The sequence below is a fragment of the Escherichia sp. WS568 genome, from assembly GCF_046486085.1.
Taxonomy (GTDB): domain Bacteria; phylum Pseudomonadota; class Gammaproteobacteria; order Enterobacterales; family Enterobacteriaceae; genus Escherichia; species Escherichia coli.
In genome coordinates, this window is sequence record NZ_JBJQMC010000007.1 from 23,129 (window position 1) to 35,728 (window position 12,600).

General features: G+C 49.1%; 9 protein-coding genes. 7 read left to right on the top strand and 2 right to left on the bottom strand.

Going from position 1 to position 12,600, the window contains the following annotated elements:
* Positions 1–25: 25 nt before the first annotated feature.
* Both ACJHWR_RS09735 and fadL read right to left on the bottom strand, forming a co-directional pair.
* Entirely contained in the window at positions 26–1,273 is a 1,248-nt protein-coding gene (locus ACJHWR_RS09735; RefSeq protein ID WP_000937808.1) for a hypothetical protein, read from the bottom strand.
* A gap of 366 nt (positions 1,274–1,639) precedes the next feature.
* A complete protein-coding gene (gene fadL / locus ACJHWR_RS09740) occupies positions 1,640–2,980 on the bottom strand; it encodes a long-chain fatty acid transporter FadL (protein ID WP_001361541.1) in 1,341 nt (446 codons plus the stop codon).
* Positions 2,981–3,351: 371 nt separating this feature from the next.
* Between fadL and ACJHWR_RS09745 the strand changes: the two genes are divergently transcribed.
* The 7 genes from ACJHWR_RS09745 (at position 3,352) to ACJHWR_RS09775 (ending at position 12,594) form a co-directional block, all read left to right on the top strand.
* On the top strand, positions 3,352–3,636 hold the full coding sequence (locus tag ACJHWR_RS09745) for a YfcZ/YiiS family protein (protein ID WP_001296261.1): 285 nt from the start codon (positions 3,352–3,354) through the stop codon (positions 3,634–3,636).
* Positions 3,637–3,816: 180 nt separating this feature from the next.
* Positions 3,817–5,127 carry an acetyl-CoA C-acyltransferase FadI gene (gene fadI, locus ACJHWR_RS09750; protein WP_000531913.1) on the top strand — a complete coding sequence of 437 codons (1,311 nt, stop codon included), beginning with the start codon at positions 3,817–3,819 and terminating at the stop codon, positions 5,125–5,127.
* Positions 5,127–7,271: a fatty acid oxidation complex subunit alpha FadJ gene (gene fadJ, locus ACJHWR_RS09755; protein WP_000425025.1), complete on the top strand. Its 2,145-nt coding sequence runs from the start codon at positions 5,127–5,129 to the stop codon at positions 7,269–7,271. Before fadI ends, fadJ begins: the two co-directional genes overlap by 1 nt.
* 202 nt (positions 7,272–7,473) lie before the next feature.
* A complete protein-coding gene (gene sixA / locus ACJHWR_RS09760; protein WP_001195818.1) occupies positions 7,474–7,959 on the top strand; it encodes a phosphohistidine phosphatase SixA in 486 nt (161 codons plus the stop codon).
* 567 nt (positions 7,960–8,526) lie between these two features.
* On the top strand, positions 8,527–9,093 hold the full coding sequence (locus ACJHWR_RS09765) for a fimbrial protein (RefSeq protein WP_000032634.1): 567 nt from the start codon (positions 8,527–8,529) through the stop codon (positions 9,091–9,093).
* A gap of 80 nt (positions 9,094–9,173) precedes the next feature.
* Positions 9,174–11,822 carry a fimbrial biogenesis outer membrane usher protein gene (locus ACJHWR_RS09770; RefSeq protein WP_012311581.1) on the top strand — a complete coding sequence of 883 codons (2,649 nt, stop codon included), beginning with the start codon at positions 9,174–9,176 and terminating at the stop codon, positions 11,820–11,822.
* A gap of 19 nt (positions 11,823–11,841) precedes the next feature.
* Positions 11,842–12,594 carry a fimbria/pilus periplasmic chaperone gene (locus ACJHWR_RS09775; RefSeq protein ID WP_000120674.1) on the top strand — a complete coding sequence of 251 codons (753 nt, stop codon included), beginning with the start codon at positions 11,842–11,844 and terminating at the stop codon, positions 12,592–12,594.
* The last annotated feature ends 6 nt before the right edge of the window (positions 12,595–12,600 follow it).

Sequence of the window (12,600 nt, forward strand, 5' to 3'; positions counted from 1 at the left end):
GAAAAATCAAAAAAACTGGACAATTTTAATTATCATCAAAATTAACATCCAATGCAGATAGTTGATTAATTTCATTTTGATATTTAGCCTGGCGATTTTGAAGCCTTTTTTCAACTTTATCTTCGATTTCCTTAAAGTGGTCATATTTATTTTGAGAACGGTCAACTTCGTTATCGACTAAAGTAGAAATTATTTCTTTTACATTATCGCGTCTAAATTTTGCATCGTCCACTTGAAAATTATATCTTATTGCTCGACCTAAACGTTTAAAAACTTCGTTTGGCTCTCTCAGTCTTTCCCCGTTGAGCTCGTTTACAACCTGATGATCGGAACCTGTTGCAAATGATTCTGCCATGATAGCTTTACTGCTTTCAAACCACGCTGAAGCATTCCTGGCTTTTTCACTACAATATTGGGTGAGACTATCACCATTAATACGAATTCCTCTTTGAATGTGGTAGTCGTCCTGATCATAGTAACCGAGAGATAAGTAATCATTTCCGTTTTTATTTTTAATTACAATAGCGAGAGAATCGCCTTTTTTATCTTTACCGTACCAGGTAAATAAGTCCGTTGGTTCGCTTTTCCCATTCTCATCAAATTCCGTTATCGTATGTCTGAGTTTTTGTGATATCTTATCGAAGATAAAACCAGGATCTCCATCATATATTTCTTTTAATGCGCTGAAGATCATTTCCTTCTTATTGATATCATGAGTATTCTCTACTACATTTTCATGGATGATGGTTTGGCCGACTTTTTTGTTTTCATCGTTCGTAGGTGATTTTATTGGTTCTTGATTATAGATACCACTAGTAATATCGGCTGTATCATTGGAGTCAATAGCACCCTCATTACCACTAACAACGATACTACCATCAGTAAAGTCAGCATTATTTATATCATCATGAGTCTTCTCAACTATGTTGTCATTAATGATAGCACGGACGAGTTCTTTGTCTTTATAGCTCGCAAGTAATTTTATTGTTTCTTGGTTATCGATACCAATAGTAATATAGTCTGTATCATTGGAGCCAATATCAATATAAGTAACTGAGGAATTATTAATATTAAATCTATCAGGATTGTCGTTTCCTCGTATGGCGTTTTTTATAAGCGCAAGTAGATGTTTAACACAGGTGCTTATTCCTTGCTTACCATTAAAAAGGTTTTTGAGCTCTTGTACTAATATATTAACTTCATCATTGTTATTTTCATTGATGGATTCTGTGTAAGCTGCGCTGGTATTGTTGATTGAAATAGATGGTAGCATGATTTTATTCCATGTTGATTGATTTGTTACAAATATATATTACCTAATAAAATAGACTATCAAAAAACGCTCATTTATTTAGACCCTATCTTTAATTTGAGTGTATGAGCGCACAATAGCCAGGGTGGTTTGAGTATCCTGGAAATTCAGAAAAGTAAACTCTTTGAGAAAGACGAGCAGAACGCCTGAAAATATGCCTTTCCCTTCAGGTTTGTCTGTGGATACCACTTAATGATTTGAAAGGGCAAGCTACCATCAGGCTGTTTGCAAAACTCAGGAGGCAAGCAATGAGGAAACAACTTTCGTTGAAGTGTGGGAGTTAAAGTCACCTGCATAGCAGGTGACTTTATCCAGGCGAACGCGTTATCAGAACGCGTAGTTAAAGTTAGTACCGAACAGCCAGGCTTTACCTTCAGACTCGAACTGGTATGGGCCTTCGTTAATTTTCACGCTCTGACCGTGCATATAAGAAACACCAACATCGACTGAAGCATCTTTATTAAATGCGTAAGTCGTACCTGCACTCAGCCAGAAACGGTCCTGGTCCGGAATGGAGATAGAACGATTCTGTGCCGGAACTGGGCTGTCATCAAAGGCGATACCGGTACGGAAGGTCCAGTTATCATCGTAGTAATAAGTGGTTCCCAACGCGATGCGGTAAGCATCTTTAAAGCCTTCATGTTTCTGGAACAGCGTGTCGCCACTCGTTGAGGTCGCTTTCAGCTGCTGGAACTGACTCCAGCTGGTGTAAGCCAGGCTATAGTGAATTGCCCACTGCGGATCAACACGGTTATAACCCGACACTTCCCACATTTCAGGCAGGTTCAGCGTCAGATAACCCGACTGCGTTGCGCCACCTGTCGCGGTAGGAATTGGCAAACCGTAGTTATTAAAAGCCGGGTTAAGATCGCTGCTGTAGTTACCCTTGAAGTCAATTTTCACTTCAGAGCGGTAGGTCAATGCGTAGCGGTTGTTTTTATCCAGTTCGTACAGGATCCCGGCGTTCCAGCCAAAGCCCCACTGGTTACCGTTCAGGTGAGCGATTTTGGTATTACTGTCGATGCCGTTGGCGGTAGCTGCTAATGCTTGCCCCTGAGGAGTCTGCCTGGCAGGAGATTGCATAATCTGACCAGCAACCAGCTGCCCCAGATCGCCTGCGAAACGTTCAATTTTCGCGCGAGCGTAGACGGCGTTGAAACCAAGACCAAAGCTCCATGCATTATTTAAGCGATACGCACCGCTTAAGTTCAGGTTCATGGTTTCAAGGTCGGTTGTACCCCCGACAGAGCCGCCTGCATAAGTATCGTTAAACTCTGTTGCCAGGCCATAGTTAGAGGTAATAGAAGCGCCCCAACCAAATTGGTCGTTAATCGGTGCAACAAAGTGCATGTTCGGAACCCATGCCGTAGGTGCGATGTTATCGGCTTTCAGGCTACGGCCAGATGGAGACGTTCCGCTGATATTTACATCCGGATCAATATAAACCGCACCCGCAGAAAATGTCGGGCGGTCAAACATGGTAATCAATGCGGGGTTACGGCTAACGTTACCTGCATCATCGGCAATTGCGCCTTCCCCTGAATAAGCCCGGCCCAGGCCAGAGGAAGAAAATTCGTTTAACTGAAAGCCTGCCGACCAGGCCTGGGTGGAGATAAGTGCCACTGCGACTGCGAGAGCAGACTTTGTAAACAGGGTTTTCTGGCTCATGACCATAACCTCAATGATTTATTTTTATACAAACTATGTTACGTGCTGTAACAGGAGCGCGAAGTGTAGGGTCTGAGGTACATCTTAGAAATCAGACCAGTGGCGAGAGTATAGGTCGGACCAGCTGGAATGTTGCAAGTATGTTTCTATCTTTTTTCAAATATGATCTAAGAAACGCGATCCAGCTGGCAAAATTTGGAGGTGGCGCACTCATGGATTCGGGTGAATTTTGTTTTAGATCATTTTTAAGTGTGATTTCGGTCACTTATCCGATTTTGCAGAATTAACAACTGGAGCAGCACTTTCCGGAAGCGTAAAATATCCACAACGTTTATCTGGCACCTTGGGTGCACATACAGAGGAAATCAACGATGAGTAAATGTAGTGCTGATGAAACCCCGGTTTGCTGCTGTATGGATGTTGGCACCATTATGGACAACTCCGACTGCACCGCGTCTTATAGCCGCGTGTTTGCAAACCGCGCAGAAGCAGAACAAACGCTGGCGGCGCTGACTGAAAAAGCCCGTAGCGTGGAATCCGAACCGTGCAAAATCACCCCGACTTTCACTGAAGAGTCTGACGGTGTGCGCCTGGATATCGATTTCACTTTTGCCTGCGAAGCTGAAATGCTGATCTTCCAGCTGGGTCTGCGTTAATTCCTCTCGGGTATATACGCCCCTGTCAGTTCCTGGCGGGGGCGTTTTATTTTCTCTTCTACTTTTCTCTCTGTGTCATAGCTCCCACTTTCCCTTTTCTCCACTTGGCTAAATGTAAAAAAATGGTTAAGACTATGATCAGGTCAGACCACTTTATTTATTATTTTACAGGGGAGTGTTATGGGTCAGGTTTTACCGCTGGTTACCCGCCTGGGCGATCGTATCGCCATTGTTAGCGGTTTACGTACGCCTTTTGCCCGCCAGGCGACGGCTTTTCATGGCATTCCCGCGGTTGATTTAGGGAAGATGGTGGTAGGCGAACTACTAGCACGCAGCGAAATTCCCGCCGAAGTGATTGAACAACTGGTCTTTGGTCAGGTCGTTCAGATGCCGGAAGCCCCCAACATTGCGCGTGAAATTGTTCTTGGCACCGGAATGAATGTCCATACCGATGCTTACAGCGTCAGCCGCGCTTGCGCTACCAGTTTCCAGGCGATTGCAAACGTCGCAGAAAGTCTGATGGCGGGAACTATTCGCGCGGGGATTGCCGGTGGGGCCGATTCCTCTTCCGTATTGCCCATTGGCGTTAGCAAAAAACTGGCGCGCGTGCTGGTTGATGTCAACAAAGCCCGCACAATGAGCCAGCGCCTGAAACTTTTTTCTCGCTTACGTTTGCGTGACTTAATGCCCGTACCGCCTGCGGTAGCAGAATATTCTACCGGCTTGCGGATGGGGGACACCGCAGAGCAAATGGCGAAAACCTACGGCATCACCCGAGAACAGCAAGATGCATTAGCGCACCGTTCGCATCAGCGAGCCGCTCAGGCGTGGTCAGACGGTAAACTCAAAGAAGAGGTGATGACTGCCTTTATCCCTCCTTATAAACAACCGCTTGCCGAAGACAACAATATTCGCGGTAATTCCACGCTTGCTGATTACGCAAAGCTGCGTCCGGCGTTTGATCGCAAACACGGGACGGTAACGGCAGCAAACAGTACACCGCTGACCGATGGCGCGGCAGCGGTGATCCTGATGACTGAATCGCGGGCGAAAGAATTAGGGCTGGTACCGCTGGGGTATCTGCGCAGTTACGCATTTACTGCGATAGATGTCTGGCAGGACATGTTGCTCGGTCCGGCCTGGTCAACGCCGCTGGCGCTGGAACGGGCCGGATTGACGATGAGCGATCTGACCTTGATCGATATGCACGAAGCCTTTGCAGCTCAGACACTGGCGAATATTCAGTTGCTGGGTAGCGAACGTTTTGCTCGTGATGTACTGGGGCGTGCACATGCCACTGGCGAAGTGGACGATAGCAAATTTAACGTGCTTGGCGGTTCGATTGCTTACGGGCATCCCTTCGCGGCGACCGGCGCGCGGATGATTACCCAGACATTGCATGAACTTCGCCGTCGCGGCGGTGGATTTGGTTTAGTGACCGCCTGTGCTGCGGGTGGGCTTGGCGCGGCAATGGTTGTGGAGGCGGAATAATGGAAATGGCATCAGCGTTTACTCTTAATGTTCGTCTGGACAACATTGCTATCATCACCATCGACGTACCGGGTGAGAAAATGAATACCCTGAAGGCGGAATTTGCCTCGCAGGTACGCGCCATTATTAAGCAACTCCGTGAAAACAAAGAGTTGCGTGGCGTGGTGTTTGTCTCCGCGAAACCAGACAACTTCATTGCTGGCGCAGACATCAACATGATCGGCAACTGCAAAACGGCGCAAGAAGCGGAAGTACTGGCGCGGCAGGGGCAACAGTTAATGGCGGAGATTCATGCTTTGCCCGTTCCGGTTATCGCGGCTATTCATGGCGCTTGCCTGGGCGGTGGTCTGGAGTTGGCGCTGGCGTGCCACGGTCGCGTGTGTACTGATGATGCTAAAACGGTGCTCGGTTTGCCTGAAGTACAACTTGGATTATTACCCGGTTCAGGCGGCACCCAGCGTTTACCGCGCCTGATAGGTGTCAGCACAGCATTGGAGATGATCCTCACTGGAAAACAACTTCGGGCGAAACAGGCATTAAAGCTGGGGCTGGTGGATGACGTCGTTCCGCAATCCATTTTACTGGAAGCCGCTGTTGAGCTGGCAAAGCAGGATCGTCCATCTTCACGCCCTCTACCTGTACGCGAGCGTATTCTGGCGGGGCCGTTAGGTCGTGCGCTGCTGTTCAAAATGGTCGGCAAGAAAACAGAACACAAAACTCAGGGTAACTATCCGGCGACAGAACGCATCCTGGAGGTTGTCGAAACGGGATTAGCGCAGGGCACCAGTAGCGGCTATGACGCTGAAGCACGGGCGTTTGGCGAACTGGCGATGACGCCGCAATCGCAGGCGCTGCGCAATATCTTTTTTGCCAGTACGGAAGTGAAGAAAGATTCCGGCAGTGATGCGCCGCCTGCGCCATTAAACAGCGTGGGGATTCTCGGTGGTGGCTTGATGGGCGGCGGTATTGCTTATGTCACTGCTTGTAAAGCGGGGCTTTCGGTCAGAATTAAAGATATCAACCCGCAGGGCATAAATCATGCGCTGAAGTACAGTTGGGATCAGCTGGAGGGCAAAGTTCGCCGTCGTCATCTCAAAGCCAGCGAACGTGACAAACAGCTGGCTTTAATCTCCGGAACGACGGACTATTGCGGCTTTGCCCATCGCGATCTGATTATTGAAGCGGTGTTTGAAAATCTCGAATTAAAACAACAGATGGTGGCGGAAGTGGAGCAAAATTGCGCTACTCATACCATCTTTGCTTCGAACACGTCATCTTTACCGATTGGCGATATCGCCGCTCACGCCGCGCGACCTGAGCAAGTTATTGGCCTGCATTTCTTCAGTCCGGTGGAAAAAATGCCGCTGGTGGAGATTATTCCTCATGCGAGTACATCGGCGCAAACCATCGCCACCACGGTAAAACTGGCGAAAAAACAGGGCAAAACGCCAATTGTCGTGCGTGACAAAGCCGGGTTTTACGTCAATCGCATCTTAGCGCCTTACATCAATGAAGCTATCCGCATGTTGACCGAAGGCGAGCGTATTGAGCATATCGATGCCGCGCTGGTGAAATTTGGTTTTCCGGTAGGCCCAATCCAACTTTTGGATGAGGTAGGAATCGACACCGGGACTAAAATTATTCCTGTACTGGAAGCCGCTTATGGAGAACGTTTTAGCGCGCCTGCAAATGTTGTTTCTTCAATTTTGAACGACGATCGCAAAGGCAGAAAAAATGGTCGGGGTTTCTATCTTTATGGTCAGAAAGGGCGTAAAAGCAAAAAACAGGTCGATCCCGCCATTTACCCGCTCATTGGCGCACAAGGGCAGGGGCGACTCTCCGCACCGCAGGTTGCTGAACGGTGTGTGATGTTGATGCTGAATGAAGCAGTACGTTGTCTGGACGAGCAGGTTATCCGTAGCGTACGTGACGGGGATATTGGCGCGGTATTTGGCATTGGTTTTCCGCCATTTCTCGGTGGACCGTTCCGCTATATCGATTCTCTCGGCGCAGGCGAAGTGGTTGCAATAATGCAACGACTGGCCACGCAGTATGGTTCCCGTTTTACCCCTTGCGAGCGTTTAGTCGAGATGAGCAAGCGTGGGGAAAGTTTTTGGAAAACAACTGCAACTGACCTGCAATAAGCAGGTCAAAGCTATATGAATCCGCGCTGAATGGCGGAGTGTTGCTCAAAATGTAAACGCATATTGACTATACTTACGCCATTGAGGTAAAAAACAGCGTTTCATTCGGTGAATGGATAAGGCACAATGCCGGCCACCGTTTTCTTTCTCTGGTTTCAGATGAAAGAAAACGGGCGAATCTGGTTAACAAAAGCGGTGCAATATGCAAGTTTTTATCATGCGTCACGGCGACGCAGCCCTCGATGCCGCCAGTGATTCGGTTCGTCCTCTGACTACTAACGGTTGTGACGAATCTCGCCTGATGGCGAACTGGCTGAAAGGTCAAAAAGTGGAAATCGAACGCGTTCTGGTGAGCCCGTTCCTGCGAGCCGAGCAAACACTTGAAGAAGTAGGGGATTGTCTGAACCTGCCTTCCAGTGCAGAAGTTCTGCCGGAGTTAACACCCTGCGGCGATGTTGGTCTGGTCAGTGCCTATTTGCAGGCGTTGACCAATGAAGGTGTTGCTTCGGTACTGGTGATCTCCCACTTACCCTTAGTCGGGTATCTGGTTGCCGAGTTATGTCCGGGCGAAACGCCGCCTATGTTTACCACGTCAGCGATTGCCAGCGTAACGCTTGATGAAAGCGGAAAAGGCCAATTCAACTGGCAAATGAGCCCTTGTAATTTGAAGATGGCAAAAGCAATTTAAGCAATCAATGCCCGGTTGCGTGCGCGTACACCGGGCAGTTTCTCCGTCATACAATCATTCTTTTTCTTGTCTAAATGTTGTTAATATTTAACAACTCTCGATAGTTATTATATTTTCCCATTATTGAATCCCGTAATAAAATAAAGAAGATAATGGTTTTGTGTCTTGAATATATATTTATTGATTTAATTAATATTAAATTTTAGCAATAAATGATGGTAAGGTCATTATAATTTTTTTTAGTGTGCTTTATAAGCAATTCATTTTTGTTGATTATAATAGTTTGTTTTTTTGTTGATAATTCGCATGTTTTTTTGTTGGAAAGTGGTGAAAGTATTTTGTAGATGTATTAATTAATAAAATCTACATAAAGTGTTTAAGTATTACTAAATTGAGTTTTTTTATAGATAAGACCAACATACAGACACACCAGAGAATACTTGTTTACATTCTATGATTATATTGGAGTGTATATGTTCAATGGCTAACTATAAATATCGGGCATAATATATATTAATTTTATGTCAGGTGTTTATATTATAACTCTTAATGATTTAAGGACAAATAATGAGTAAGTTTGCCAAAACAGCCATTGCTGCGGCGATGGTCATGGGCGCAGTTGTTTCCAGTTCTGCATTTGCAGCAGGCAACAACGGTACCGCGCGCTTCTACGGCACCATTGAAGACTCCCCGTGCTCTATCGTTCCAGACGATCACAAACTGGAAGTCGATATGGGTGACATCGGTGCGGCTAAACTGACCGGCGGTGGCACCACCACACCGAAAGATTTCCAGATCCGTTTACAGGACTGCGTGTTTTCCACTGAAACAAACATGGAGACCACGTTCACCGGTACTAACTACGCGGGGCCAGCCAACACAGATAACTATGCGTTATTCAACGTTGACAGCGGTGTTGCCATGAAGAATGTGAGCCTGGTGATCGGCGATACCCATGGCAAAGGTTATAAAGTGGGCGAAAAGATTGTTCAGCCAATCGTGATGGATGCTTCAACCAGCAAAGGTAAAGACAAGCAAACGCTGAACTTTAAAGCCTGGCTGGTGGGTGAAACCGAAGCGCCGGATCTCGGCCAGTTCGAAACCCTGACCACATTCCAGATTACCTATCTCTGATGTGACAACCCCACAGCGTTCTGCTGTGGGGTTTTTCAACACGCAACAGATTTACGACTGTTTCACAAACGGATATGTGTATGCCTAATCACTCAAATTTTCGGCTGCGGGGAATCGCCTGCTATATTGCGCTGGCAATCTCAGGTGGATCAGTCAATGCATGGGCTGATGATTCCATTCAATTTGACCCCCGTTTCCTTGAGTTAAAGGGCGACACGAAAATTGATCTCGGTAAGTTTTCAAAAAAAGGGTATGTCGACGCGGGAAAATATAATTTACGTGTATTTATAAATAAACAACCCCTTTCTGATGAATACGACATTAACTGGTATGTTTCTGAAAACGATCCAACAAAAACGTATGCCTGCCTGACACCTGAGTTAGTGGCGGCGCTGGGGCTGAAAGAAGGGATAGCAAAAAGCCTGCAGTGGACGCACAACGATGAATGCCTTAAACCGGGGCAATTAGATGGGATGGAAGTCGAGAATGATTTAAGCCAGTCGGCGTTGCTGCTGACAGTGCCACAGGCTTATCTCGAATATACCAGCAGCGACTGGGACCCACCCTCACGCTGGGACGACGGTATTCCTGGCCTGATTGCCGACTACAGCCTCAATGCGCAAACCCGCCACCAGGAGCAGGGTGGCGAGGACTCACATGATATCAGCGGCAACGGTACCGTTGGGGCGAACCTGGGGGCATGGCGTTTCCGCGCAGACTGGCAAAGTGATTATCAGCACACCCGCAGCAACGATGACGACGATGACAGCAGTAACAGTACAACGAGCAAAAACTGGGACTGGAGCCGTTATTACGCCTGGCGGGCCTTACCCTCTTTAAAAGCGAAGCTGTCGCTGGGGGAAGATTATCTCAATTCCGATATTTTCGACGGCTTTAACTATATTGGCAGCAGCGTCAGCACCGATGACCAGATGCTGCCGCCCAACCTGCGCGGCTATGCGCCGGATGTCTCCGGCGTGGCGCACAGCAGTGCAAAAGTCACCATTAGCCAGATGGGCCGGGTACTTTACGAAACCCAGGTTCCCGCCGGGCCATTCCGCATTCAGGATATCGGCGACTCCGTCTCCGGCACACTGCACGTCCGCGTTGAAGAACAGAATGGTCAGGTGCAGGAATATGACGTTACGACCGCATCTATGCCATTCCTCACGCGCCAGGGGCAGGTGCGTTACAAAGTGATGATGGGGCGTCCGGAAGACTGGAACCACAAGACCGAAGGCGGCTTTTTCTCCGGCGGAGAAGCGTCATGGGGGGTGGCAGATGGCTGGTCGCTCTACGGTGGCGCGCTGGCAGATGAACACTACCAGTCGGCGGCGATGGGGGTGGGGCGCGACCTCGCACAGTTTGGCGCGCTGGCGTTCGATGTGACTCACTCGCACGTCAACCTGGATCATGACAGCGCATACGGCAAAGGAAAACTGGACGGCAACTCCTTTCGCGTGAGCTATGCCAAAGACTTTGACGAACTCAACAGCCGCGTCACCTTTGCAGGCTACCGTTTTTCTGAAAAGAACTTCATGACCATGAGCGAGTATCTGGACGCGAACCAGTCGGACATGGCGCGGACCGGTAACGACAAAGAGATGTATACGATCACCTATAACCAGAACTTTGCCGCTGCGGGTGTCTCGATCTATCTCAACTACTCCCATCGTACTTACTGGGATCGCCCGGAACAGACAAACTATAACCTGATGTTTTCCCACTATTTTAATATGGGGAGCATTCGCAACGTGAGCATCTCGGTGACCGGCTATCGCTACGAATATGACGATAACGCGGATAAGGGGATGTACCTCAGCATGAGCATTCCGTGGAGCGACAGCAGCACCGTGACCTACAACGGTTCCTACGGCAGCGGGTCGGACAGCAGCCAGGTCGGTTACTTTAAGCGCGTTGATGACGCAACGCACTACCAGGTTAACGTCGGTACCAGCGAACAGCACGGCAGCGTGGATGGTTATCTGAGTCACGACGGCTCGCTGGCGAAGGTTGATCTCAGCGCCAACTACCATGAGGGGGAATACCGCTCGGCGGGGATCGCCTTACAGGGCGGGGCAACGCTGACCGCGCATGGTGGGGCGCTGCATCGCACTCAAAGCATGGGCGGTACGCGCCTGCTGATTGACGCCGACGGGATTGCCAATGTGCCGGTCGAAAGCAACGGCGCGCCGGTGTACACCAATATGTTTGGCAAGGCGGTGGTCGCCGATATTAACAACTACTATCGCAATCAGGCGTATATCGATTTAAACAACCTGCCAGAAGATGCGGAAGCCACCCAGTCGGTGGTACAGGCAACCCTGACGGAAGGTGCAATTGGCTATCGCAAATTCAAAGTGATCAGCGGGCAAAAAGCGATGGCGGTACTGCGGTTGCGTGACGGCAGCTACCCGCCGTTTGGCGCGGAAGTGAAAAACGACGAGCAGCAGCAGGTTGGCATTGTGGATGATGAAGGCAATGTCTATCTGGCGGGAGTCAATGCGGGTGAGCATATGACGGTGTTCTGGGAAGGCAGCGCACAATGCGAGATCGTATTGCCGAAGCCGCTACCTGCCGATCTGTTCAGCGGCCTGTTGTTGCCGTGTGAACAAAAGGGAACGGCAGCCCCTGATTCTTCAGCGCCAGAAATTAAGCCTGTTATTCAGGACCAGACGCGGCAAGTCACACCAACGGAAGCGCCGACGTCAATTTCAGCTACTCAATAATCTGATTAAGGAACGATCAATGTCTTATAAATTATCCAGTTCAATGGTCGTCAGCACGGCGCTGGCGGCACTGCTTTCCACCGTCAGCCTGGCGGCGCACGCCTCGGTCACCCCGGACCGCACCCGTCTGGTGTTTAACGAAAGCGATAAATCGATCAGCGTGACGTTGCGTAACAACAACGAAAAGCTGCCTTACCTGGCGCAAAGCTGGCTGGAAGACGAGAAGGGCAACAAAATCACCTCGCCGCTGGCGGTACTGCCGCCGGTGCAGCGTATTGACGCCATGATGAACGGCCAGGTGAAGATTCAGGCGCTGCCGGACATTCACACGCTGCCATCTGACCGTGAAAGCCTGTTCTACTACAACGTGCGTGAGATCCCGCCAAAGACCGGGAAAGCCAACACCCTGCAAATTGCCCTGCAAACGCGCATCAAGCTGTTCTGGCGACCAAAGGCGCTGGAGAAGATTGACATGAGAAAACCGTGGCAGTTTAAGGTGACGCTCACGCGCAGCGGCCAGGACTATACCGTCAATAACCCGACGCCATACCACGTCATCATCAGCGATGCCAGCACACAGAAGAAAGGGCCGACCGCAGCCGGGTTTAAACCGCTGGTGATGTCGCCGAAAACGTCACAGCCGTTAAAGGCAAAAATGGACAGCGCCCCGGTGCTGACCTACATCAACGACTACGGCGCGCGCCTGCCGCTGATCTTCCGCTGTGAAGGGGACACCTGCAAGGTGGATGAAGATCAAAGCAGCAAAGGCTGATAACGG